General features: G+C 66.2%; 25 protein-coding genes and 1 riboswitch. Of the genes, 22 read left to right on the top strand and 3 right to left on the bottom strand.

Translation table 11 applies throughout. From position 1 onward, the window contains the following. Positions 1 to 34: 34 nt before the first annotated feature. Positions 35 to 151, top strand: a riboswitch (SAM riboswitch). A 70-nt stretch (positions 152 to 221) separates the two neighbouring features. Genes ACFWB0_RS19770 through ACFWB0_RS19760 form a run of 3 tightly spaced genes read left to right on the top strand, consistent with a single transcriptional unit; the run spans position 222 to position 2,312 of the window. Then, positions 222 to 1,532, top strand: a complete 1,311-nt coding sequence (locus tag ACFWB0_RS19770; RefSeq protein ID WP_378492156.1) for an aminotransferase class V-fold PLP-dependent enzyme — start codon at positions 222 to 224, stop codon at positions 1,530 to 1,532. 51 nt (positions 1,533 to 1,583) lie between these two features. Further along, a complete protein-coding gene (locus ACFWB0_RS19765) occupies positions 1,584 to 1,676 on the top strand; it encodes a putative leader peptide (RefSeq protein ID WP_378492155.1) in 93 nt (30 codons plus the stop codon). Positions 1,677 to 1,733: 57 nt separating this feature from the next. Continuing rightward, entirely contained in the window at positions 1,734 to 2,312 is a 579-nt protein-coding gene (locus ACFWB0_RS19760; protein ID WP_378492154.1) for a hypothetical protein, read from the top strand. Between the two features lie 20 nt (positions 2,313 to 2,332). On the opposite strand, the gene ACFWB0_RS19755 is transcribed toward ACFWB0_RS19760, so the two are convergent. Next, a complete protein-coding gene (locus ACFWB0_RS19755) occupies positions 2,333 to 2,806 on the bottom strand; it encodes a YbaK/EbsC family protein (RefSeq protein ID WP_378492153.1) in 474 nt (157 codons plus the stop codon). 104 nt (positions 2,807 to 2,910) lie between these two features. Here ACFWB0_RS19755 and ACFWB0_RS19750 point away from each other — a divergent pair, with 104 nt between their 5' ends. After that, entirely contained in the window at positions 2,911 to 3,741 is an 831-nt protein-coding gene (locus tag ACFWB0_RS19750) for a crotonase/enoyl-CoA hydratase family protein (protein WP_378492152.1), read from the top strand. Between the two features lie 82 nt (positions 3,742 to 3,823). On the opposite strand, the gene ACFWB0_RS19745 is transcribed toward ACFWB0_RS19750, so the two are convergent. Further along, a complete protein-coding gene (locus ACFWB0_RS19745; RefSeq protein WP_054805650.1) occupies positions 3,824 to 4,315 on the bottom strand; it encodes an inorganic diphosphatase in 492 nt (163 codons plus the stop codon). 174 nt (positions 4,316 to 4,489) lie between these two features. Here ACFWB0_RS19745 and dacB point away from each other — a divergent pair, with 174 nt between their 5' ends. Genes dacB through hpt form a run of 4 tightly spaced genes read left to right on the top strand, consistent with a single transcriptional unit; the run spans position 4,490 to position 8,539 of the window. Then, positions 4,490 to 5,896, top strand: a complete 1,407-nt coding sequence (gene dacB, locus ACFWB0_RS19740; protein ID WP_378492151.1) for a D-alanyl-D-alanine carboxypeptidase/D-alanyl-D-alanine-endopeptidase — start codon at positions 4,490 to 4,492, stop codon at positions 5,894 to 5,896. Then, the gene (locus ACFWB0_RS19735; protein WP_378492150.1) at positions 5,893 to 6,924 is read left to right on the top strand and encodes a zinc-dependent metalloprotease; all 1,032 of its coding nucleotides are present in this window, start codon (positions 5,893 to 5,895) and stop codon (positions 6,922 to 6,924) included. Before dacB ends, ACFWB0_RS19735 begins: the two co-directional genes overlap by 4 nt. Then, positions 6,900 to 7,958 (top strand): tRNA lysidine(34) synthetase TilS, encoded by a 1,059-nt coding sequence (gene tilS, locus ACFWB0_RS19730; protein WP_378492173.1) that lies wholly within the window; start codon positions 6,900 to 6,902, stop codon positions 7,956 to 7,958. The genes ACFWB0_RS19735 and tilS overlap by 25 nt, the downstream gene beginning before the upstream one ends. A gap of 20 nt (positions 7,959 to 7,978) precedes the next feature. Further along, a complete protein-coding gene (gene hpt / locus ACFWB0_RS19725) occupies positions 7,979 to 8,539 on the top strand; it encodes a hypoxanthine phosphoribosyltransferase (RefSeq protein ID WP_378492149.1) in 561 nt (186 codons plus the stop codon). A gap of 5 nt (positions 8,540 to 8,544) precedes the next feature. Here hpt and ACFWB0_RS19720 read toward each other — a convergent pair whose 3' ends face one another. After that, positions 8,545 to 10,470 (bottom strand): protein kinase, encoded by a 1,926-nt coding sequence (locus ACFWB0_RS19720; protein ID WP_378492148.1) that lies wholly within the window; start codon positions 10,468 to 10,470, stop codon positions 8,545 to 8,547. Between the two features lie 232 nt (positions 10,471 to 10,702). On the opposite strand from ACFWB0_RS19720, the gene ftsH reads away from it, so the two are divergent. The 14 genes from ftsH to ACFWB0_RS19650 form a co-directional block, all read left to right on the top strand. Beyond that, positions 10,703 to 13,222, top strand: coding sequence for an ATP-dependent zinc metalloprotease FtsH (gene ftsH / locus ACFWB0_RS19715; protein WP_378492147.1), 2,520 nt, complete (start codon positions 10,703 to 10,705; stop codon positions 13,220 to 13,222). Between the two features lie 54 nt (positions 13,223 to 13,276). Then, positions 13,277 to 13,930, top strand: a complete 654-nt coding sequence (gene folE, locus ACFWB0_RS19710) for a GTP cyclohydrolase I FolE (RefSeq protein WP_378492146.1) — start codon at positions 13,277 to 13,279, stop codon at positions 13,928 to 13,930. Between the two features lie 56 nt (positions 13,931 to 13,986). Continuing rightward, entirely contained in the window at positions 13,987 to 14,811 is an 825-nt protein-coding gene (folP, locus tag ACFWB0_RS19705; protein WP_378492172.1) for a dihydropteroate synthase, read from the top strand. Then, a complete protein-coding gene (gene folB, locus ACFWB0_RS19700; RefSeq protein ID WP_378492145.1) occupies positions 14,804 to 15,172 on the top strand; it encodes a dihydroneopterin aldolase in 369 nt (122 codons plus the stop codon). The genes folP and folB overlap by 8 nt, the downstream gene beginning before the upstream one ends. Next, positions 15,169 to 15,723, top strand: a complete 555-nt coding sequence (gene folK / locus ACFWB0_RS19695) for a 2-amino-4-hydroxy-6-hydroxymethyldihydropteridine diphosphokinase (RefSeq protein ID WP_378492144.1) — start codon at positions 15,169 to 15,171, stop codon at positions 15,721 to 15,723. The genes folB and folK overlap by 4 nt, the downstream gene beginning before the upstream one ends. After that, positions 15,723 to 16,196, top strand: coding sequence for a DUF3180 domain-containing protein (locus tag ACFWB0_RS19690; RefSeq protein ID WP_378492171.1), 474 nt, complete (start codon positions 15,723 to 15,725; stop codon positions 16,194 to 16,196). The genes folK and ACFWB0_RS19690 overlap by 1 nt, the downstream gene beginning before the upstream one ends. Before the next feature lie 99 nt (positions 16,197 to 16,295). Continuing rightward, on the top strand, positions 16,296 to 17,045 hold the full coding sequence (locus ACFWB0_RS19685) for a DUF6779 domain-containing protein (RefSeq protein WP_378492143.1): 750 nt from the start codon (positions 16,296 to 16,298) through the stop codon (positions 17,043 to 17,045). 193 nt (positions 17,046 to 17,238) lie between these two features. Continuing rightward, positions 17,239 to 18,174 (top strand): Rossmann-like and DUF2520 domain-containing protein, encoded by a 936-nt coding sequence (locus tag ACFWB0_RS19680; RefSeq protein ID WP_378492142.1) that lies wholly within the window; start codon positions 17,239 to 17,241, stop codon positions 18,172 to 18,174. Continuing rightward, positions 18,167 to 19,105, top strand: coding sequence for a pantoate--beta-alanine ligase (gene panC, locus ACFWB0_RS19675; protein WP_378492141.1), 939 nt, complete (start codon positions 18,167 to 18,169; stop codon positions 19,103 to 19,105). The genes ACFWB0_RS19680 and panC overlap by 8 nt, the downstream gene beginning before the upstream one ends. A gap of 39 nt (positions 19,106 to 19,144) precedes the next feature. Then, on the top strand, positions 19,145 to 19,582 hold the full coding sequence (gene panD / locus ACFWB0_RS19670; RefSeq protein WP_378492140.1) for an aspartate 1-decarboxylase: 438 nt from the start codon (positions 19,145 to 19,147) through the stop codon (positions 19,580 to 19,582). A 2-nt stretch (positions 19,583 to 19,584) separates the two neighbouring features. Then, on the top strand, positions 19,585 to 20,424 hold the full coding sequence (locus ACFWB0_RS19665; protein WP_378492139.1) for a type III pantothenate kinase: 840 nt from the start codon (positions 19,585 to 19,587) through the stop codon (positions 20,422 to 20,424). 141 nt (positions 20,425 to 20,565) lie between these two features. Beyond that, complete coding sequence (locus ACFWB0_RS19660; RefSeq protein WP_378492138.1) at positions 20,566 to 20,970, top strand: rhodanese-like domain-containing protein; 405 nt, start codon at positions 20,566 to 20,568, stop codon at positions 20,968 to 20,970. A 74-nt stretch (positions 20,971 to 21,044) separates the two neighbouring features. Further along, on the top strand, positions 21,045 to 22,586 hold the full coding sequence (gene lysS / locus ACFWB0_RS19655) for a lysine--tRNA ligase (protein ID WP_378492170.1): 1,542 nt from the start codon (positions 21,045 to 21,047) through the stop codon (positions 22,584 to 22,586). Between the two features lie 104 nt (positions 22,587 to 22,690). Next, positions 22,691 to 22,927 (top strand): Lsr2 family protein (locus tag ACFWB0_RS19650; RefSeq protein WP_378492137.1); only part of this gene is annotated, 237 nt, incomplete at its 3' end.

Genomic DNA, 22,927 nt, shown 5'->3' with positions numbered 1-22,927 from the left:
ACACGAAGTGTGCCCGGTGTCATTGTCTTCGGCAGGTCATGAGTACCAGCATCAAGCCCCGGCTCGCTGGTCGGCAACCCTCCACCGCGGTGGGGTGCTCCGGGTGACGACCTGGCTGACGTTCCGAACCTGGGCGCAGCAAGCGCGGACTCCGCCGGCGAGCGAATCACCTTCGTCGTGGCGATCACCGACGGGTCCCTGATACACGAGGGAAATTCGTCATGACTGTTGCCACCACCACCTGTATCGCTCCGTTTGCTCGCGTGTCGGGTTGTGACGTGCAGGTTCCTCTCGTGCAGGGCGGCACCTGCACGTACGCGAACTTCGATTATGCGGCGAGTGCTCCTGCTCTGGCGAGCGTGACGGACCGGATCTCCGAACTGTTGCCGTTCTACGCCAGCGTGCACCGCGGCGCGGGCTATGCGTCGCGCATCAGCACCGCGAGCTACGAGGATTCGCGTGCGTCGGTCTCCCGTTTCGTCGGAGCCGACGAGGATCAGGTGGTGGTGTTCACCCGCAACACCACGGATTCGATCAACCTGCTCGCCGGTGCGGTACCCGGCGACGTAGTGGTACTCGACATCGAGCATCATGCGAACCTGTTGCCGTGGAAGAGCACTCGTGTTGTCGAAGCTGCGGATTCGATCTCCGAGACCGTGTGGCGGATCGCCGTGGAGCTCGAGCGTGCGCCGGCGGCCCTGCTCGCGGTGACCGGAGCATCCAATGTCACCGGTGAGGTTCTGCCGATCGCGGAACTCGCCGATCTCGCTCACGCGTGTGGTGCGCGGATCTTCGTCGACGGTGCCCAGCTGGCCCCGCATCGCCGCATCGATCTCGCTGAGTCCGGCGTCGACTACCTCGCGTTCTCGGGGCACAAGCTGTACGCGCCGTTCGGTGCCGGCGTGCTCGTCGGGCGGCGCGACTGGCTCGATGCGGCGGAGCCGTACCTTGCCGGCGGCGGTGCGGTGCGCGAGGTTTCCCTCGACCACACCGAGTGGGCGTGTGCCCCCGCCCGTCACGAAGCCGGTTCTCCGAATGTGCTGGGGGTCGCGGCGATCGCCGCCGCATGCGACACCCTCGCGGCGCATGATGCCGAGGCCGCCGCCCGTCACGAGGAGCTGCTGTGTTCGCAGCTCATCGACGGTCTACGCGACGTCAACGGCGTGGAAATTCTTCGCCTGTGGGATGATTCGGCGGACTGCGTCGGTATCGTCACGTTCGGCGTCGAGGGCTTCGCGCCCGGTGAGGTTGCCGCGTATCTCTCGGCCGAACACGGTATCGGGGTTCGTGACGGTCGTTTCTGTGCCCACCCGTTGCTCTCCCGCGTCGGACTTCCCGGCGGTGCGGTGCGCGCATCTTTGGGTCTGGGAAGCTCTTCCGCAGACGTCGACCGTCTGCTCGCAGCGCTTCGGCAGCTGGTGGAAGATGGGCCGTCCTGGTCGTACACCAAGTCCGATGGAGCCTGGAGTCCGTCGCCGGAGACCCGGCCCGGTCTCACGCAGTCGGGCGACGGTGCGGCGGAATGCGTCTGACGGTCACCGTAGCGATCGACAATTCCACACAAGCTCAGTAGGATTTCGCGCATGGCAGTATGGAGTTCGGCCGAGGCAGCGGCGCAGTGGTGCCGCCGTCACGTCGATCTGTGCCGTACGGCCTCCTGCATCTGTATGGACTGATGAGGTTCCCGTTTCCCGTTTTTCGATGCCGTATTCGGCATATCGAGAGGAATTCTCATGTCCTACAGTAGTTTTCAATCAATTGGATCCTTGCGCGTCGCAGTGGAATTCGACGAGGGGCCGGGCCCTGATGTGTGGGCCGATCTCACCGTCGATCGTGACGGGGGAGGATCGCTCGACCTCAGTGCTGCTCCGCGCACGGTCGTTCGGGTGCGTGCTGCCGATCTGCGCGAAGCGCGCAAGATCCGCGATCGGGTACGAGCCGAGGCTGCCGCGGAGGGTCGCGATCCCGACTCTCTCACCGTGCTGGTCGATCTCGAAGTGATCGTCGACGTCGAAGCGCGTGCCGCCCGTCGTCGGGCCCAGGAAGCATGGCGCAGGAACGGCGGGGGAGCGAGTGGTCTGTCCTATGTCGGCACTCCGCGCGGACTGGCCGGTCTGATCGCCGACATTCACGCGGTGAAGGTGGCCGACGGTGTCACGTTGATTCCGGTGGCCGGCCGCGTCACCGTCGACAACATCATCGACGGAACCCTGCCGTGGCTTCGTACCCTCGGCCTGGTCGAGATTTCGCCGTGGGCGGCGGAGATCGGTCGCAGGTACGTCGACGGCCGAGGTGCCGCGCTCGCATCCTGACCTGCCTGGCGCATTCTCGTCTAGTCGACCTCGACGTCGATTCCCGCGGTCACGCGTAGGAGTTCGGTGTACGAGGTGCGGAAGAGAGTGCCCGGGCACCCTCCTGATGCCCACAGTTCGGGGTATCCCGCCAGCGCAGTATCGACGTAGGTCGGAAGGTTGGTGGGATGCCCGAGCGGGGCGACGCCGCCGAGTTGCTGCCCGGTGACTTCGGCGACCATGTCGTCGGATGCGGGAGCGAGGGTGCCGCCCAACCGACTGCCGGTGCGCTCGGGCGACACCCGGTGGGCGCCCGAGACCAGAAGCAGTACCGGCTCGTCGTCGAGGAGGAACACGAGAGCCTCGACGATGGCGCCGACGTCGGCTCGCACTGCCGCCGCTGCCTCATCGGCGGTGTGTGCGGGAGCCGACTGCGTGGTGATCAAGCCGTGGTGGCCCCGGGCGATGAGTGTGTCGGCAACTCTGGCGGCATTCGGATGCAGTGGCCTGGGCATGATGCCACCCTATGAAAACCGGTGACTGCTGTGACCGGATCCACAAGGATCGGCGTGATCGGAAGCTTGGTGCGCTTTCCTCGCCCAGATATTACTGTCGAGTAATGACTGATTCATCCAGCTGGAAGGCGTTCACCGTCGAGCGCACCGAACACGTAGCCCAGGTCACGCTCATCGGCCCGGGTAAAGGTAATGCGATGGGACCGGACTTCTGGTCGGAATTGCCGGAGATCTTCGCGCAACTCGACGCCGACCCCGAGGTCCGCGCCGTTGTCCTCACCGGCTCCGGTAAAAACTTCTCCTACGGGCTCGACCTTCCCGCCATGGCAGGCGATCTGGGATCCGTGCTCGCAGACAAGGCACAGGCCAAGCCGCGCACCGACTTCCACGCGATGGTCAAGCGCATGCAGGGTGCGATCACCGCCGTCGCCGATTGCCGCAAGCCTGTCGTCGCCGCGATCTCGGGTTGGTGCATCGGTGGCGGAGTCGACCTCATCTCGGCGGCCGACATCCGCTATGCGAGCGCCGACGCCCGGTTCAGCGTCCGCGAGGTCAAGGTCGGGATGGTTGCCGACGTCGGTAGCCTCGCTCGCCTGCCTCTGATCATCGGCGACGGCCACCTGCGTGAGCTCGCGTTGACCGGCAAGGACATCGATGCGGCACGCGCCGAGAAGATCGGCCTCGTCGGCGACGTCTTCGACGACGCCCCCGCTGTGCTCGCGGCGGCGCACGCGACCGCCGCCGAGATCGCAGCCAACCCGCCGCTCGTCGTCCACGGCATCAAGGACGTCCTCGACCACACGCGCTCCGCGCAGGTCGACGACAGCCTCCGCTACGTCGCAGCCTGGAACGCGGCGTTCCTGCCGTCCGAAGACCTCACCGAGGCGATCACCGCCGTGATGCAGAAGCGCACGCCGGAGTTCAAGGGTCGCTAGCGACCGCTGGGCACTGCTGGGTAGCGAACGAAAAATCTCCCGGCCGATTCGATGATCGGCCGGGAGATTTCAGCTTCGGATCTCAGTGTCCGCCGTTGTCCTTCAGGCGCGCGATCGATGCGGTGACCTCGGCCTCCGCATCTGCGCGGCCGGTCCAATCGGCAGCCTCGACGTGCTTGCCGGGCTCGAGGTCCTTGTAGTGCACGAAGAAGTGCTTGATGGCGTCGAGCTCGAACTGCGGGACGTCGCTGATGTCCTGGATGTGATCCCAACGCGGATCTCCGGCCGGAACGGCCAGGACCTTGTCGTCGCCACCGGCCTCGTCGACCATCTTGAACATGCCGACCGGGCGGGCATCGACGATCACGCCGGGGTACACGGACTCGGGCAGCAGCACCAGGCAGTCGAGCGGATCGCCGTCCTCGCCGAGCGTGTTCTCGATGTAGCCGTAATCGGCGGGGTATCCGAACGAGGTGTAGAGATAGCGGTCGAGCTTGACGCGGCCGGTCTCATGATCGACCTCGTACTTGTTGCGCTGCCCCTTGGGGATCTCGATCGTGACCTCGAACTCCACGCCTTGCCTCACTTCGTCGATGTTTGCCAGTCGATACGACGTCCGTATCTGCGGCGATGGTCCGAAGTGAGGATAACCGCCCCGGCGCTACTCTGTAGGTGCAGGTACCGGACCGCCACGCGACCACCAGGGGCGCGAGTGTGTGGGGCCGAATGTGTTGGACACAGCGGAGGCGTGTTGGCGGGGCAAGGTAAGAGCAAGAAGCAGGGTGCGCTCGAGACCCGCAAGCGTAGGAGCTTTCGGATCCTTCTCGGTATCTGGATCGCGGGTTTCCTCGCGCTCGTGGTCGGTGGCGCATTCGCGGTGTACGACGTACGGAGCACCGCAGCCGCCGCCGTGGTCCCGGCTCCGGCGCCCGTCATCGCGACCCCGCAGGTCGTGGCCGTCGCCGACTCCGCCCCCGAGCCCACACCCGCCGGACTCGCTGCCGCACTCGATGCGGCCGTGGCGAACCCCGGACTCGGCGCGTTCACCGGATCGGTCACCGACACCGCGACGGGCACGGTGCTCTGGTCGCACGAGCCCGAACGCCCGATGACACCGGCGTCGACCACGAAGCTGCTCACAGCGGCGGCCGCCCTGATCGCTCTGCCGACCGACCACCGGATCACGACGAAGGTGGTATCCGGGTCTCGGCCCGGCGAGATCGTGCTCGTCGCCGGAGGTGACCCGACACTGACCGCGCAGCCCGTCGGGCAGGACGGTTTCTATCCCGGGGCTCCGCGCATCGCCGATCTCGCCGATCAGATCTCGAGGTCCGGCGCCGCTGTCGACTCCGTGCTCGTCGACATCGGTGTGTACAGCGGCGACACCCTCGCACCCGGATGGTTCCCCGAAGACATCGGCGACGGGTTCATTGCGCCCCTCGAACCGGTGATGCTCGACGGCGGGCGATCGAATCCCCTCGAAGACGAATCGTCACGCAGCGCGACACCGGCCCTGGACGCGGGGCGGGCACTGGCGAGCGCGCTCGGCGCCGACCCCGCGACCGTCGCCTTCGGATCAGCAGCTCCCGCTGCCACCCCCATGGCGTCGGTGCAATCGGCACCGTTGCGCGACCGGCTCGGGCAAATGGTGAGCCGATCCGACAATGTGCTTGCCGAGGCCATCGGCCGCGAGGTCGCCCTCGAGGCCGGAGCCGGGGCGTCGTTCTCCGGTGCCACCGGCGCCGTCCTGCGCACGCTGCAGGGCGCAGGCTTCGACACCACCGGTGTGACGCTGGCCGACCTCAGCGGCCTGTCGATCGACAACCGGATCCCGGCCGGTCTGCTCGACTCGGTGATGGCGGCCGCGGCGGGACCGGACAGCCGCGAACTGCGACCCATGCTCGACCACCTCCCCGTCGCCGGTGGTACCGGCACCCTCGCCGACCGCTACGGCGAGGTGAATCGGGCCGGAGCCGGGTGGGTTAGAGCAAAGACGGGCACACTGAATCTGGTGAGCGGACTTTCCGGTTATGTCGTCGACGTCGATGGTCGCGTGCTCTCCTTCGCGTTGCTGTCCAATGATCGTTCCCCCGGCGAGGCCAGGCCCGCACTGGATGCAGTGGCCTCGGTCCTCCGAGAATGTGGGTGCCGATGAGCGGGGCCGACCGCGCACTCGGCGACGCGATCGACTGGCCGTTCGCGGCGGGCGTCGGCGCCCGGCTGGCGCGTCCGGCGCCGGCGATGTCGCGCTACACCTACGACACCGCAGCAGCCGAACTTGCGTCGGCCTCCGACCGGGCAGAGGCCCCGGTCCGGGATCTCACCGGCCTCGGCGACGGTGCCGCACCACTTCCTGCGCTCGTCGTGGACCGACCGGGGTGGGTCCACGCCGCGGCCGCCTCGATGTCCGAGCTGGTCGGAGGGGGTGAGAACCGCTCGTGGGCCGCGAAACCCGCCGGGGCGCAGGCCGGTGCGATGCTCGCCTACCTGTCCTCGGCCGTGCTCGGGCAATACGACCCGTTCTCAGGGAAACTGCTGTTGGTCGCCCCGAATGTCGTCGCCGTCGAACGTGCGCTGAAGGTGCCCACCGCAGACTTCCGCATGTGGGTATGCCTGCACGAGGTCACGCATCGGGTGCAGTTCGCGGAAGCGCCCTGGATGGCCGATCTCATGCGCGATGCAGCGGGTCAACTGTCGGCCGCTGTCGACGAGCCGATCGGTGACATCGCCGGACGTGTCGTGTCGGCGGTCCGTGACCTGCGCGAGCCCGAGGGTAAGTCGATGTCGCAGCGCGGCATGCTCGGTCTGATGCGTGCGTTGCAGGCCGAGCCCCAGCGCGACAGCCTCGATCGCATGCTCGCGCTCGGCACCCTCCTCGAGGGTCACGCCGACCACGTCATGGACGCGGTCGGACCCTCGGTGGTTCCGTCGGTGGTCCGTATCCGGCGCGCATTCGACAGTCGCCGCCGACGCAGCAGCAACCCGATTCACCGCGTCATCCGCATACTGCTCGGGATGGACGCGAAGATCGCGCAGTACGTCCACGGCAAGAAGTTCGTCGACGCTGTCACGGCGAAGGTCGGGATGGAGCAGTTCAACGCGGTGTGGTCCGGGCCGGACGCGTTGCCGACGCTCGCCGAGATCGACAAGCCGGAAGCCTGGATCGCGCGAGTGCTGGGCTGATCGTGGCCGCGGCCCCGCCACCCCTGCTTCCCGAGACCCCCGCGATCCACGAGATCCGCCGGGCGGTGCGCGCCTGGCTCACCGAGCACGACGCGACCGCCGTCGTCGTCGGGCTCTCCGGTGGCGCGGACTCGGCAGCTCTGACCGCCGCCGCCGTCGCAGAAGCCGACGCCGTGCACGCCGTGGTGGTGGACCATCGTCTGCAGGTCGGGTCCGGCATCGTCGCCGCGCGGGCAGTCGAGTTCGCGGAGTCGGTCGGATGTGCTTCGGTGCGGGTACAGGCGGTCGATGTCACCGGCCCCGGCGGTCTCGAAGCTGCCGCGCGTCATGCGCGTTACCGGGCCCTCGACGAAGCACGGTGCGGTGACCCGGTGCTGCTCGGCCACACTCTCGACGATCAGGCCGAGACGGTTCTGCTGGGCCTCGGCCGCGGCTCGGGTCTGCGATCGATCCGCGGCATGGCGCCGTTCGACGATCCATGGGGACGTCCTCTCCTCGGCGTCCGGCGCGACACGACCCGGCTCGCATGCGAGGAACTCGGGTACCGCCCGTACGAGGACCCACACAACTCGGATCCACGGTTTACCCGTGTGCGGCTGCGAAACGAAGTCCTGCCACTGCTCGAGGACGTTCTCGGGGGCGGGGTGGCCGCAGCACTCGCGCGGACTGCGGCGCAATTGAGGGAAGACGGCGACGCCCTCGACGACGCCGCAGCGCGCGTTCTCTCGGACGCACTCGTGCCCGAAGCGCCGTGCGCCGTGCCCCAAGGACAGAGCCTGGATGTCTTCAGGCTCGCGTCGGCTCCACCCGCGGTCCGGCGTCGTGCGGTGAGGGTGTGGTTGATCGGAATGGGAGCCTCGTCACCGACCGATCGAACCCTGCGTGCTGTAGATGCCCTGGTGGGAGAGTGGCATGGGCAAGGACCGGTGGCGGTCGGCCGGGGCCCGCAACGGGGTACCAGGTTGGTGGTGGCACGACGGCGTGGCAGTCTGAGCGTGGAGTTCGTCGACCAGCAACGGTGTGCGGACGACTGACGGAAGGTAGGTAGGACCCGGTGTACGAAGGCGATATTGCGTCGGTGCTGATCTCGCAGGAAGAGATCGAGAAGCGCACCGCAGAACTGGCAGAGTCGGTTGCCAAGCGGTATCCGCCGGGTGCTCCCGAAGGCGATCTGCTCCTCATCGGCGTGCTCAAGGGCGCGATCTTCTTCATGACCGACTTCGCTCGTGCACTGCCGATCCCGACGCAGATGGAGTTCATGGCCGTCAGCTCGTACGGTTCGTCGACGTCGTCCTCCGGTGTGGTGCGCATCCTCAAGGACCTCGACAAGGACATTGCGGGCCGTCACGTGCTGATCGTCGAGGACATCATCGATTCGGGTCTGACCCTGTCGTGGCTGCTCCGAAACCTCAAGACCCGCAACCCCGCCTCACTCGAGGTCGTCACCCTGCTGCGTAAGCCCGACGCCGTCAAGATCGATGTCGAGGTCGCGGATGTCGGCTTCGACATCCCCAACGAGTTCGTCGTCGGTTACGGCCTGGACTACGACGAGCGGTACCGCGACCTGCCGTACATCGGCACCCTCGATCCGAAGGTGTACAGCAGCCAGCGCTGAGAAAACTACCGAAGCCGGCGGTCGGGACGGACCGCCACGGACCGCTGCAGTGCCTCGAGATCCTGCTCCATGAGTCGGAACAGCCAGTACACGAGGACGAACGCGCCGATGCTGCCTACCGACAGCACACGGACTGCGAGCTGAACCTGATGGACCTCGTCGATCGTGAGGAACGTCGACCCCGCGACCGCGGCGAGGGGCACGGCCGCTGCGACGGCGAGATAGCGGATGCTGCGACGGTGCAGCCCTTCGAGTTCGCGGGCATCGGTGGGGTCCGTCGCTCCGTGCGGCAGGAACGCGGGGTAGATCGACCGCACCATGTAGAACGAGACGAAGAAGAACGGGTATGCCACGGCGATCGCCCCGCACACGACGATCGAGGCGACGAAGTGGGTGATCGCCCTGCCGTCGAGGGCCCCCGACACGAACTCCATCACCACCGGAAACAGAATTCCCGACAGCACCCAGAGTGTCATCACCACCGCCGTGACGCGATCTGCGATGAGTAGTGCATCGTGTCGGGCACGCGCGAGTTCGACGGCGTCGTACTGCCGCCCGCGGCGCAGTCCGCGAGGCACAGTGATCAGTCGCCGCGCCAGATAGATGATCACCAGCGCACCGAGCGGAAACACGGTGGCGTTGATGATCAGCGCGACGGTCTGGAACTGGAGCTGAGCCTCCGGCGTCAGGTGGTCGACGATCAGATTCCGATTGTGCTGGAAGTTGTAGAGCGCCCCCAGCACATTGGGGATGCCGATTGCCGCGATCATCAGCGGGGTCACGGGCCTGCGTAGCCGCGCCCGCCAGCTCTCGGGCGGTGGGTCCACGAGTTCGCGGGCGCGCGCGTCGAGACACAGGTCGAACTGCTGCGCGAGTTCGGCGCCGGAGGCCCACCGGTCGGTGGGCTCGGGTGCGAGACACCGCATGAGCACACGTCGCAGGGTTTGCGGACAATCGTTCGGCAAGTGCGCGAGAGCGTCGCCGTCCGGTGGGGCGGCGCGTCTGCGGAGCATCGCGTCGAGGGCATCCATCGTGGGTGCCTCCGCGACGTGGGCGCCGCGGTCGTCGGTGGGTCTGCTTCCGGTGAGCAACTCCCACAGCATCACGCCGAGCGCGTAGATGTCGCTGCGGGTGTCGAGGTCGGCGGCACTGCGGGGCAGATGGGGATGGCACGCCTCGAGTTGCTCGGGCGACATGTATGCGAGCGAGCCCCCGAGATAGGCGAGAGGTGAGCTGTCGTCCACCGACTCGGCGAAGCTGATGTTGAAATCGGCCAGCTTGGGCACACCTTCGGCCGTGAGCAGTACGTTCGCCGGTTTGATATCGCGGTGCAGCACGCCGCGGCTCTCGGCGTAGTGAAGAGCCTCGGCGAGACGCCTGCCCAGCCACGCTACGGTCTCCGGCCACGTCAGGCCCGCGAGACGCTCCCGGACGGCGGATTCGGATGGTCTGATCTCGCCCTTGTCCTGGAGGGCTTCGTCGACGGAGTCGAGCAGCAGCCGACCGGAGCGTTGCTCCGGCGGTGTCGCCCGCACCTTGTACAACACACGGAGCAGTGTTCCGCCCGGCATGTACTGCATGTAGAGCAGTCGCAGGCCGTGTTCGGGCAGGATCCGCTGGTCGAAGACTCGCACGATGTAGTCGTGATCGAGCTGAGCGAGAGTCTGTGCTTCGTTTCCGCTGTTTCGGGAGACCTTCACCGCGACGAGACGCTGCATCGACTGCTGGCGTGCGAGGAACACGCGGCCGAACGCGCCGGTCCCCAGAGCCGTGAGCAGGTCGAAGTCGTCGATGCGTTGCCCGGCCTCCACATCGTCGAGAGTGATCGGGTCGCCGGAGTCCAGCATGTCGGGGCGCGTCGGTGTCGTGACGGTGAGGTCGACCGGTCGGGTGCCTGCCGTCCGGGTGGGGTCCGGATCCCGCGTGGCCATGCCCGATTTTCCCACATGCCGACGCGTCGGATACGGCACAATGCGCTGCCGGATGGTGCGGGAACCCCGGAGTGTTTCCGCGCGTTGTCATACCAGGCCACCACGCAGGGGCGTCATGGCAACGCCACGCGGTAACCTTGCGGTGCCCGATTGGTCACGGGTACGGCAGAGTCACGACGACCACCTTGCTGACATCACTATCGAAAGGACCGGCCGACCCGGCCGAACCTGTATGAACCGCAAGACAGTGTTTCGTAATCTGGGGATAGTCCTCGGCATCCTGTTGGTCATCTATGCCTTCAGTTACTTCGGCGACGACACGCGCGGCTTCACGAAGGTCGATACTTCCGTCGCGATCGCGCAACTCGACGCGGGTAACGTCAAACAAGCACAGATCGACGACCGTGAGCAGCAGGTTCGGTTGTGGCTCGAAAGCGGTAGCGACGCGACCGAGGGCTCGGTCGAGATCCTCGCCAAGTACCCGGAATCGGCGTCCGAGCAGGTCTTCGACAAGGTCGCGGCGTCGGATGCCGAGTCGTTCGACACGCAGGTCACTCAGGATAGCTGGCTGACGTCGATCCTTCTGTTCGTGTTGCCGATGATCATCCTTCTGGGTGTCTTCATCTTCGTGATGAGCAAGATGCAGGGCGGCGGCCGCGGCGGCATGATGGGCTTCGGCAAGTCGAAGGCCAAGCAGCTGTCGAAGGACATGCCGAAGACGACCTTCGCCGACGTCGCAGGTGCGAACGAAGCCGTCGAAGAGCTGTACGAGATCAAGGACTTCCTGCAGAACCCCGCCCGCTACCAGGCGCTGGGCGCGAAGATCCCCAAGGGCGTGCTGCTGTTCGGGCCGCCCGGCACCGGTAAGACCCTGCTCGCTCGCGCTGTCGCGGGTGAGGCCGGCGTCCCGTTCTTCACCATCTCCGGTTCCGATTTCGTCGAGATGTTCGTCGGTGTCGGCGCCTCCCGTGTTCGCGACCTGTTCGAGCAGGCCAAGCAGAACGCGCCGTGCATCATCTTCGTCGACGAGATCGACGCGGTCGGTCGCCAGCGCGGCGCGGGACTCGGCGGCGGACACGACGAGCGCGAACAGACGCTCAACCAGTTGCTGGTGGAGATGGACGGCTTCGGCGACCGCCAGGGCATCATCCTCATTGCGGCCACGAACCGTCCCGACATCCTCGACCCCGCCCTGTTGCGGCCCGGACGCTTCGATCGGCAGATTCCCGTCAGCAACCCGGATCTGGCCGGTCGCCGTGCGATCCTCCAGGTGCACTCCAAGGGCAAGCCGATCGATCAGCACGCCGACCTCGAAGGCCTGGCGAAGCGCACCGTCGGCATGTCCGGCGCGGATCTCGCGAACGTCGTCAACGAGGCCGCGCTGCTGACTGCCCGCGAGAACGGCAGCGTGATCACCGAGGCGATCCTCGAGGAATCCGTAGACCGCGTCATCGGTGGTCCGCGCCGTAAGAGCCGGATCATCAGCGAGCACGAGAAGAAGATCACCGCCTATCACGAGGGCGGACACACCCTCGCCGCGTGGGCGATGCCCGACATCGAACCCGTCTACAAGGTCACGATCCTCGCGCGCGGCCGTACCGGCGGACACGCGATGACGGTGCCCGAGGACGACAAGGGTTTGATGACCCGCTCCGAGATGATCGCCCGGCTCGTCATGGCCATGGGTGGCCGCGCCGCGGAAGAACTGGTGTTCCGCGAGCCCACCACCGGCGCCTCGTCCGACATCGATCAGGCGACCAAGATCGCGCGCGCGATGGTCACCGAATACGGCATGAGCCCGAAGCTGGGCGCTGTCCGGTACGGCCAGGAACAGGGCGATCCGTTCCTGGGCCGGTCCATGGGTGTGCAGTCCGATTACTCGCACGAGGTTGCGCGAGAGATCGACGAGGAGGTGCGCAATCTGATCGAGGCTGCGCACACCGAAGCATGGTCGATTCTCAACCAGTATCGCGATGCGCTCGATTTGCTCGCCGGTGAACTGCTCGAGCACGAGACCCTCACCCGCAAGGACCTCGAGCGGATCCTCGCGTCGGTCGACAAACGCCCCCGGATCACCGCGTTCAACGATTTCGGTGATCGCGTTCCGTCGGACAAGCCGCCGATCAAGACTCCCGGCGAACTCGCCAAGGAACGCGGCGAGCCGTGGCCGCCGGAGCCGCCGTCGCTGACCAAGCCTGAGCCGCCCCATCAGCAGCAACTCCCGCCTCAGCAGCAGGCGTACCCGCCTCAGCAGCCTGCCGGTCAGGCATCGCAGCCCGCGGGGTCGGCTCCGACCCAGCAGATGTTCCCGCAGCCGCCCGCAGGCCAGACGCCGCGGCCGGCCGGGCCGGCCCCTCAGCAGCACCAGCCATCCGGTCCGGGCAACGGCTACCAGGCTCCGCAGCCGGTACCCGTGTCGGAGCCCATGCCGGGCTTCCCGCCTGCCGGCCAGAACCCGGGCGGACCGCGCCACGCGACCCGTCCCGACTACGGTGCCCCCGCGGGCTGGTCCGCGCCCGGGTGGCCGCCGCAGGAGCAGCCCGAGCAGTCGCAGGACCAGTCCGGCGGCATCTACCAGCGGGGATACCCCGACTGGACGCAACAGGGCAGTGCCGACGGCGTCAACGGTGCAGGGGGTGACCCAGGCGCTCAGCGCGGTGACCCGGGCGTCCAGCGCGGTGACGACGAAGGTCGGAACCAGCCCGAGCCTCCCCCCACTCAACCGTGGGACGGCCCGACCGGTCATCGTTGAGATAGTCGGTTGCAGCGTAGTTCCCAGATCACATCAGAAAGTGGAGGACGTCGGGTGTCGGTGAATCACCTCAATACGGAGGCGAGTTCTGCCTCGGGCAACCATGACGGCGCGGAGTCGTTGAGCTTGTCGTCGGGCCGTCCCTTCGATCAGGATCGGGCCGAAGCGGCCGTGCGGGAACTGCTCATCGCGGTCGGCGAGGATCCCGAGCGTGAAGGGTTGCGCGACACCCCAGCACGTGTCGCGCGGGCCTACCGCGAGGTGTTCAGCGGATTGTTCACCGTTCCCGACGAGGTGCTCAACACCACCTTCGACGAAGGCCACCAGGAACTCGTCCTGGTGCGCGATATTCCCATGTACTCGACGTGTGAACACCACCTGGTCTCGTTCCACGGTGTCGCGCACGTCGGTTACATCCCCGGGTCCACCGGACGCGTGACGGGTCTGTCCAAGCTCGCACGACTCGTCGACCTCTACGCGAAGCGGCCGCAGGTGCAGGAGCGCCTGACGAGCCAGATCGCAGACGCACTCGTGCGTAAGCTCGAGCCGCGCGGCGCCATCGTCGTGGTCGAGGCCGAGCACTTGTGCATGGCGATGCGGGGCATCCGGAAGCCCGGAGCGAGCACCACGACGTCCGCGGTCCGCGGGTTGTTCCAGACGAGTTCGGCGTCTCGCGCAGAAGCCCTGGATCTCATCCTGCGCCGGTGAGCTTCCTTCAGGACACGCAGTGGCCCATCGTGCGGGACGCACAGTGGCCCATCGTGATGGGTGTACTCAACGTCACCAGCGATTCCTTCTCCGACGGAGGGCGCTACCTCGATCGTGACACCGCCATCGCGCGCGGACTCGAGCTTCGTGAACTCGGAGTCGACATCGTCGACGTCGGCGGCGAATCGACTCGTCCGGGTGCGGCGCGGGTCGACCCCGCGATCGAGGCGTCGCGCGTCGCGCCGGTCATCGAGGCTCTCTCGGCGGCTGGAATCGCCACCAGCGTCGACACCATGCGCGCGTCGGTCGCCGAGGCTGCCATCGAGGCCGGGGTGACGATCGTCAACGACGTCTCGGGTGGCCGGGCGGATCCGAACATGGCGTCGGTGGTGGCGTCGGCGCAGGTGCCGTGGATCCTGATGCATTGGCGACCCGCCGGCGACTTCGTGCACGCAGGGGGAAGCACCCACTACGACGATGTGGTGCGCGAGGTGCGCGACGAACTTCTCACCCAGGTCGATGTCGCCCTCGCGGCGGGAGTCGCCCGCGAGAACCTCATCCTCGATCCCGGTCTGGGATTCGTGAAGGGCCCCAACCACAATTGGGAACTCCTGCAGCGGTTACCCGAACTCAACGAACTCGGATTTCCCGTGCTGATCGGTGCGTCGCGTAAACGATTTCTCGGGTCGCTGCTTGCGGCACCCGACGGGACCACACGCGCGCCCGACGGGCGGGAGGTCGCTACTGCAGTGGTCTCGGCCCTCGCAGCGGCACACGGTGCGTGGGGTGTGCGAGTACACGATGTTCAGGCGAGTCGCGATGCGCTCGCCGTCGTCCGGGCATGGCAACTGGGCAGTGCGGAAGGTGTGCACGATGGGTGATCGCATCGAGCTGCGCGGACTGAAGGTCCGCGGAAATCACGGTGTGTTCGACTTCGAGAAGCGTGACGGACAGGATTTCCTGATCGATATCGTCGCCTGGCTCGATCTGGCTCAGGCGGGAACCAGCGACGATCTCGTCGACACCCTCGATTACGGGGGGTTGGCAGAGCGCGCCGCAGCAATCGTTGCCGGTCCCGCGCACGACCTCATCGAGACCGTGGCCGGCCGGATCGCCGAAAGCGTCCTGGCCGATGGCCGGGTGTCGCGGGTGGAGGTGACCGTGCACAAGCCGTCGGCGCCGATTCCCTTGACGTTCGCCGACGTGGCTGTGGTGGTGGACCGGACCCGGAGCGCCGAATGAGTTGTGCGGTTCTGTCGATCGGCTCCAACCTCGGAGACCGGCTCGCGCACCTGCAATCCGTCGTCGACGAGCTCGGGCCGCGCGTACGAGCAGTGTCGCGTGTGTATTCCACGGCGCCGTGGGGTGGTGTCGAGCAACAGGATTTCCTCAACGCGGTCGTGGTGGCCGAGGACGAGAATTTCGGTGAGTACGACTGGCTTGCGCTGGGCCGTGACCTCGAAGCGGCTGCTGCGCGCGTGCGGGTGCAGCATTGGGGTCCCCGCAGCCTCGATGTCGACGTCGTCGTCTGCCGGACCGGTTCCGGTGAGGTGCGCAGCGACGATCCGGAGTTGCTTCTTCCACACCCCCGTGCACACGAGCGTGCGTTCGTCCTGGTGCCCTGGCTCGACGTCGAACCGGAAGCGGACCTGACGGCGAACGGGCACAACCGACCGGTCGCGGACTGGCTCGCGGGCCTCGACGAGACCGAACGAGACGGCGTGCACCGCACAGAACTCGTCCTCGTCGATCACGCGCCGGACGCTGGGTCCCACCCCCGGGATCGCCCGTGATGAAGGCGACCCGGATCCGCGACCTGCTGGCTCTTGCACTGCTCGCCGCGGTCATCGCCTGGTTGCTCATACGCACCATGTACGGTTCGCTGCCGCCGATTCCCGGCTATGCCGGTGCCTCGTTGTACCTCGTGGCTGCGCTCGAAGCGGTGCTCGCATTCATGATCCGTTCACGTGTGAACAACCATCAGCTCGGCGACGGTCCACGCCAGTTGCATCCGATCACCGCGGCGCGGTCGGTGGCGCTCGCGAAGGCGTCTGCGCTCGTCGGCGCAGCGAGTACCGGCGTGTGGGTGGGCTTTCTGCTGTATCTCCTGCCGCAGCGGGGCATCGTGCGGGCGGCGTCGGAGGACACCACGGGCGTGATCGTCGGCGCGGTTGCAGGTGTGGTGCTCGTCGCTGCCGCGTTGTGGCTCGAGCACTGTTGCCGGACACCGGAGGATCCGGATGAGCCGTCCGAGCCTGCCACCTGACTGCGTGTTCGGTCACAGCCGCTGATCGTCGACGCACCTGAGTCGACGTATCGCTGCGAGATCTGCCCTGGTAGACCATCGACCAGTACGCTGGTAGCCATGGTGTTTCGGGGGCGTGAGAGCAAGGATCGGCGGCAGTGGCGCAGTTCCGGCTCGGTCGTCGTCGCCGGGCTGCTTGCATTGGCCATGGCGGCCTCGTTACTGCTCGTGTTCAGCGACAGCGTCCAGATGCTCCGGATCGCCGTGGTCGTCGCTTTGTGGTGCGCGGTCGTCGGGGCCATCGCGATGACGAAATATCGCCGTGAGTCGGCACTCGACAAGGCCAAGGCGGAAGACCTCAAGACCGTGTACGAGCTGCAGCTCGAACGAGAGATCTCCGCGCGTCGCGAGTACGAACTGGGCGTGGAGGAGAAGGTCCGATCCGAGCTCAGGATCGACGCCGACGAGATGACCGCGCTGCGGACCGAACTTGCGGCTCTACGCCGCAGCCTCGAAGCGTTGTTCGACGGGAAGCTCCCCGACGATGCTCCCGCGCTGAAGGGCGCCTCTGTCCGCGAACTCGACGGTGCGCCCCGAGTGAACGCGCCCAGCCCCTCGGGTCCGGCGTTCGCATCGCCCGACGACGAGCCTTTGACCGCGGAGACGGAAATCGTGACTCTCGGCGCCGAGACGTCGAATACCGACGCCGAGGCAGCAGAGGGACGAGACACCGCGGAGGGGGAGTCGGACACCCCGGGCGTACCCGCAGGTCGCCGCGCCCGCCGTCGCCTCGATGCAGAGTCGTCCGGTGGCCACGCGCAAGGGCGTTCGGTCGCCGAGATCCTGGCGAATCTGTCGTCGGATCGCTGAGACTCCGTCGGGTGCGCTGAGACTCCGTCGGTGCGCTGAGACGTCGGGGGCGCTGAGACCCGAACCCGCTGGTCGAGGTGGTGAGGTGTAGATCACCCCTGTTCTCCATGGCCTGTCACAAAGGCCGCGCGCTATTGTCGTGCAGAACGTCTGGTACCCGCCGCGCGGGACTGGAACGAACGAGAGGACCCCCGTGACTTCCTTCGGGATCACAAACGCGCCTGCACCTGCCCGGTTGTCAGTGGGCATCATCTCTGCAGGACGTGTCGGAACCGCACTCGGAGCGGCGCTCGAACGTGCAGGCCACGTCGTAGTCGCCTGTTCGGCTGTGTCGGAAGCGTCCAGGCATCGTGCCCGGACGCGCCTGCCGGATTCGCAGATCCTGCCGGTCGACGAGGTCGCGAGCAATCGCGACCTGCTCCTGCTCGCAGTACCCGATTCGGAGCTTGCCGGCCTGGCCGCAGGTCTCGCCGCCACCGGAGTCGTCCGCCGTGGAACCTTGGTCGTGCACTGTTCCGGCGCGCACGGCATCGAGATACTCGCGCCGCTCTCCGCAGTCGGCGCAACACCGCTCGCGATTCATCCCGCGATGACCTTCACCGGTCACGACGAGGACACTGCACGCCTGTCGTCGGCGTGTTTCGGGATCACGGCCGCCGACGAGATCGGCTACGCGATCGCGCAGGCACTGGTCATCGAGATCGGTGGTGAGCCGGTCCGAGTCTCCGAATCGATGCGACCGCTCTACCACGCAGCGCTCGCCCACGGCAGCAATCACCTCGTCACGCTCGTATCCGACGCCGTCGAAGCTCTCCGGGTCGCGCTGGCGGGGGAGGAACTCCTCGGCCAGCAACTCGTCGACGCGGATCCCGGTGGCGTCGCCGAACGCGTGATCGCGCCGCTGCTCACCGCAGCCCTCGACAACGTGCTTCGGCGTGGCCCGTCGGCCCTGACGGGCCCGGTGGCGCGTGGTGATTCCGATGCGGTGGCCACACATCTGCGTGTGCTCGAGGAGGTCGATCCACGGATCGCCGCCGGATACCGCGCACTGTCGCTGCGGTCGGCGCAGCGCACCGGTTCGAAACCGGAATTGATGGAAATCCTCGAAGGGGCTGATCACGGTGAGTGAAACGACACAGCGCGGATACGTGCGTGGGGAACTGACCGTGCACCACGACCCGGCTGCCTTGACCAAGGTCACCAAGGCGCTGCGCGGTGTCGGTCGCACCGTTGCCCTGGTGCCGACGATGGGAGCTCTCCACACCGGGCACCTCGAGCTCGTGCGTCAGGCGAAGCTGACCGGTGCAGTCGTGGTCGTGTCGATCTTCGTCAACCCACTGCAGTTCGGTGCGAACGAGGACCTCGATGCGTACCCGCGCACCGTCGACGCGGATCTCGAGTTGCTGCGCGAATCCGGCGTGGAGCTTGCATTCGTCCCGTCCGCCGCCTCGATGTACCCGGCCGGACGCCGCACCATGATCCACCCGGGGCCGCTCGGTGCCGAACTCGAGGGCGCATCCCGCCCCACCCATTTCGCAGGCATGCTCACGGTTGTCGCGAAGTTGCTGCAGGTCGTCGGACCGAACAGCGCGTACTTCGGCGAGAAGGACTACCAGCAGCTCACGTTGATCCGCCAGATGGTGACGGATCTGAACTTCGACGTTCGGATCGTCGGCGTGCCCACCGTCCGTGAATCCGACGGTCTGGCGTTGTCGTCGCGTAACCGCTACTTGGACGCCGAACAACGCGAGGTTGCCATGGTCCTGTCCGCGGCGCTCGTCGCAGGCGCGCATGCCGCCTCCGGCGGGGCGGACGCGATCCTGTCTGCGGCAGGCGATGTGCTGGCCTCCGCGCCTGCGATCGAGGTCGACTACCTGGAGTTGCGCGGAGCCGACCTCGGCGACGCACCCGAGCGCGGAGACGGCCGGTTGCTGGTGGCCGCACGACTGGGGTCCACCCGTTTGATCGACAACGTCGGTGTCGCAGTCGGAACCGGCTTCCTGGAACGGGCTGCCGGCCCTGTCGACCCAGATGTCGAAGACGACCTGCTTGCTCACTGACGTGAGTTCACGACGAGACGAAAGAAACTGAGGACCGACATGTTCCGCACCATGATGAAGTCGAAGATCCACCGCGCAACGGTGACCCACGCCGACCTGCATTACGTCGGTTCGGTGACGGTCGACCAGGACCTGATGGACGCGGCGGATCTGTTCGAAGGTGAGCAGGTGTGCATCGTCGACATCGACAACGGCAACCGCCTCGAAACGTACGTCATCGCCGGCGAGCGGGGCTCGGGCGTCATCGGGATCAACGGCGCTGCAGCGCATCTCGTCAATCCCGGCGATCTGGTGATCCTCATTGCCTACGGCGTGATGAACGAGCAGGAATGCAAGGACTACGCTCCGCATGTCGTGTTCGTCGATGCGGAGAACCGTCAGGTGGAACTCGGCAGCGACCCGGCGCACGCCCCCGAGGGATCGGGTCTGATCACCCCTCGGATGCTGTCGACCCTCAACGCCGCATCGATGGTGTAGCGGTGCTCCTGGCTGTCGATGTCCGGAACTCCAACATAGTTCTGGGCCTGTTCACCGGCAGCGGTTCGCACGCAAAACTGCTGCGAGATTGGCGTATTCGTACAGATTCGCGGATGACCGCGGACGAACTCGCATTCGCATTCCGAGGATTGCTGGGCGATCACGTGGAGCAGATCACCGGCGTCGCAGCGCTGTCGACGGTCCCGTCGGTGTTGCGTGAGTTGAGGGTGATGCTCGCCCGGTATTGGGATCGGGTTCCCCATGTGGTGGTCGAACCCGGTGTGCGTACAGGCGTTCCGCTGCTCGTCGACAATCCGAAGGAGGTCGGCGCCGACCGGATCGTCAACAGCCTCGCCGCCCATCATTTCTACGGTGGCCCCTGTATCGTCGTGGACTTCGGTACATCGACCTGTGTGGATGTGGTGTCCGCCAAGGGTGAGTTCCTCGGTGGATGTATTGCCCCGGGCGTGGAGATCTCGATGGACGCGCTGGCGTCCCAATCGGCGGCATTGCGCATGGTAGAACTCGTGCGGCCGCGCGCCGTGCTCGGCAAGAACACTGTCGAATGCATGCAATCCGGAGCGGTTTTCGGCTTCGCAGGCATGGTCGACGGACTCGTGGGCCGTGTGTGTGCGGAGGTTCCCGGATTCGGTGGTGACGACGTCGTGGTGATCGGCACCGGCGACAGCGCGCCGTTGATCATGGAAGAGTCGCGCCTGCTCGAGCACCACGAACCCGATCTGACCCTCGAAGGGTTGAGGTTGGTCTACGAGCGGAATCAGGAACGCCGTGTCGCGCGGCGGGGAGTCGTGGAGGCTTCCCCGCGGCGGGATTCTGTGTAAGAATGCTTCCCGTGATCCGCCGCAAGAGTGCCCAGGAGTGTTGTCGAGGCTGACGTCCGCCTCGACCGATAACACATTCCTGGGAGTTCTCTCATGCGCGCTGCGCTTGTTTCGTCCGTTTCTGCATCTGTCTCCGCTCCGGTGGCGCTTCTTCCGCTTGCCGTAGAGCGCACCTACCCCACCGAGCTGGCTGCTGCTGTTGCTCGAGGTGCGGTGATCGTCGATGTCCGCACCAACGCTCAGCGCGAGGTTCAGGGCACCCTGCCGGGTGCACTCGCGATCTCAGCGGAGCTGGTCGCAGAACGCCTCGATCCTTCGCATCCCGGTCGCCTGGCCGTCGCCGTCGACCCGGATGTCGAATGGATCCTGGTGTCCGCCGAGGGTACCGATTCGCACCGCCTCGTCACGGGCCTGCAACTGCAAGGGCTGCGTCGTGTCACGCACATGGTGGGCGGTTACGACGCGATCAGGTCGGCGAACATGGTTCACGCCGTCACGCAGGCCGAACACATCGTCGCTGACGTGGAGCGCGTCACTGCACACTGAGGGTGCACGCGTCACTGCACACTGAGGGTGCAGAAGACGCGGTACAGAAGGAACTGTACGGCTGAGACGTTGTGATGTGGCGCTCTCGGATAGTCTGGTTACCCGTGAGTGATGCCAGCGTTCAGCAGCCCGACGATACCCCCGAGCAGATCCGGGTCCGCCGCGAAAAGCGCGAACGACTCCTCGCCGAAGGCAAAGATGCGTACCCCGTCGTCGTGCCGCGCACGCACACGCTCGCGGAGATCCGTGCCGAGTACCCGGACCTCGAGCCGGATACTGCGACCGGCACGCAGGTCGGTGTGGTCGGTCGTGTGATCTTCATGCGCAACACCGGCAAGCTGTGCTTCGCCACGCTGCAGGAAGGCGACGGAACCCAGCTGCAGGTCATGGTCAGCCTCGCCGCGGTCGGGGAGGAATCCCTCGCCGAATGGAAGGGGCTCGTCGATCTGGGCGATTTCGTGTTCGTCCACGGTGAGGTGATCAGTTCACGGCGCGGTGAGCTCAGCGTCATGGCCGACTCCTGGACGATGGCCTCGAAGGCGCTGCGCCCGCTCCCTGTCGCGCACAAGGAGATGAACGAGGAATCCCGGGTCCGGCAGCGCTACGTCGACCTGATCGTCCGCCCGGAGGCACGCAAGAACGCACGTATGCGCGCCGAGGTCGTGCGTGAGCTGCGTAATGCGCTCGAACGCCGAGGATTCCTCGAAGTCGAGACGCCGATGCTGCAGACGCTGCACGGTGGTGCGGCCGCACGCCCGTTCGTGACGCACTCGAATGCGCTCGACCTGGACCTGTATCTGCGCATCGCGCCCGAACTGTTCCTCAAGCGTTGTGTTGTCGGCGGAATCGACAAGGTCTTCGAAGTCAACCGAAATTTCCGCAACGAGGGCGCCGATTCCACCCACTCGCCGGAATTCGCAATGCTCGAGACCTACGAGGCCTACGGCACGTACGACGATTCTGCGAAGATGATTCGCGAGATGATCCAGGAGATCGCGCTCGCCGTGTTCGGCAGCCACGTCGTCACCCTGGCGGACGGTACCGAATACGACTTCGGCGGGGAATGGAAAGTTCTCGAAATGTATCCGTCATTGTCGCTGGCGATCGGAACCGAAGTCACACCCGACACCACGATCGAGGAATTGACCGCGCTGGCCGGCAAGGTGGGGCTCGAAATTCCCGAGGGTAAGGGATGGGGCCACGGCAAGCTTGTCGAGGAGCTGTGGGAGCACATGTGCGGCGACCAATTGAACGAGCCGACTTTCGTCCGTGATTTCCCGGTCGAGACGTCGCCGCTCACTCGCGATCACCGCACTGTGCGCGGAGTCACGGAGAAGTGGGATCTCTATGTGCGCGGGTTCGAGCTTGCCACTGGCTATTCCGAACTCGTCGATCCGGTGATCCAGCGCGAGCGTTTCATGGATCAGGCGCGTCTCGCTGCCGAAGGTGATGATGAGGCGATGGTTCTCGACGAAGATTTCCTCGCCGCCATGGAACAGGGAATGCCGCCCACTACGGGAACGGGGATGGGAATCGACCGGTTGTTGATGGCGCTGACCGGACTGGGAATCAGAGAAACTATCCTCTTCCCCATTGTTCGCCCGACCACTCGCTGAAAAGGCCGGAAACCTCTTGGTATAGACATGCGTTAATTGCGGGGTATTGTGGTCTCGTCCCGTGGGGGGAGAGCGCATTTCTTCATCGAGAGGGTTTCCAGCACATGGCAAAGAAGGTCACCGTCACACTTATCGACGATGTCGACCAGGAATCGACGGCAGACGAGTCGGTGGAGTTCGGACTCGACGGCGTGACCTACGAGATCGATCTGTCGGAAGATAATGCGGCAGCGTTGCGGGACCAGTTGGAATACTGGATTCAGCACGCGCGCAAGGTCGGCGGACGTAAGCGCAGCAAAGCTGTTCAGAGTGCACCGGTGGCAAGCAAGTCGTCGCGGGGA

This window comes from Rhodococcus sp. NPDC060086 (genome assembly GCF_042730275.1).
GTDB lineage: Bacteria > Actinomycetota > Actinomycetes > Mycobacteriales > Mycobacteriaceae > Rhodococcus.
Note: the sequence above shows the minus strand (reverse complement) of the source record. Positions and strands in the feature narration are given on the sequence as shown.

Bases quoted from the DNA above. Each gene is read 5' to 3' on its own strand.
- folB (WP_378492145.1), top strand. From the start codon at position 14,804: ATGGGTGATCGCATCGAGCTGCGCGGACTGAAGGTCCGCGGAAATCAC.
- lysS (WP_378492170.1), top strand. From the start codon at position 21,045: ATGTGGCGCTCTCGGATAGTCTGGTTACCCGTGAGTGATGCCAGCGTT.
- ACFWB0_RS19760 (WP_378492154.1), top strand. From the start codon at position 1,734: ATGTCCTACAGTAGTTTTCAATCAATTGGATCCTTGCGCGTCGCAGTG.
- ACFWB0_RS19735 (WP_378492150.1), top strand. From the start codon at position 5,893: ATGAGCGGGGCCGACCGCGCACTCGGCGACGCGATCGACTGGCCGTTC.
- ACFWB0_RS19765 (WP_378492155.1), top strand. From the start codon at position 1,584: ATGGCAGTATGGAGTTCGGCCGAGGCAGCGGCGCAGTGGTGCCGCCGT.
- ftsH (WP_378492147.1), top strand. From the start codon at position 10,703: ATGAACCGCAAGACAGTGTTTCGTAATCTGGGGATAGTCCTCGGCATC.
- ACFWB0_RS19770 (WP_378492156.1), top strand. From the start codon at position 222: ATGACTGTTGCCACCACCACCTGTATCGCTCCGTTTGCTCGCGTGTCG.
- ACFWB0_RS19690 (WP_378492171.1), top strand. From the start codon at position 15,723: ATGAAGGCGACCCGGATCCGCGACCTGCTGGCTCTTGCACTGCTCGCC.
- folP (WP_378492172.1), top strand. From the start codon at position 13,987: ATGGGTGTACTCAACGTCACCAGCGATTCCTTCTCCGACGGAGGGCGC.
- ACFWB0_RS19750 (WP_378492152.1), top strand. From the start codon at position 2,911: ATGACTGATTCATCCAGCTGGAAGGCGTTCACCGTCGAGCGCACCGAA.
- panD (WP_378492140.1), top strand. From the start codon at position 19,145: ATGTTCCGCACCATGATGAAGTCGAAGATCCACCGCGCAACGGTGACC.
- ACFWB0_RS19720 (WP_378492148.1), bottom strand. From the start codon at position 10,470: ATGGCCACGCGGGATCCGGACCCCACCCGGACGGCAGGCACCCGACCG.
- ACFWB0_RS19755 (WP_378492153.1), bottom strand. From the start codon at position 2,806: ATGCCCAGGCCACTGCATCCGAATGCCGCCAGAGTTGCCGACACACTC.
- ACFWB0_RS19685 (WP_378492143.1), top strand. From the start codon at position 16,296: ATGGTGTTTCGGGGGCGTGAGAGCAAGGATCGGCGGCAGTGGCGCAGT.
- folK (WP_378492144.1), top strand. From the start codon at position 15,169: ATGAGTTGTGCGGTTCTGTCGATCGGCTCCAACCTCGGAGACCGGCTC.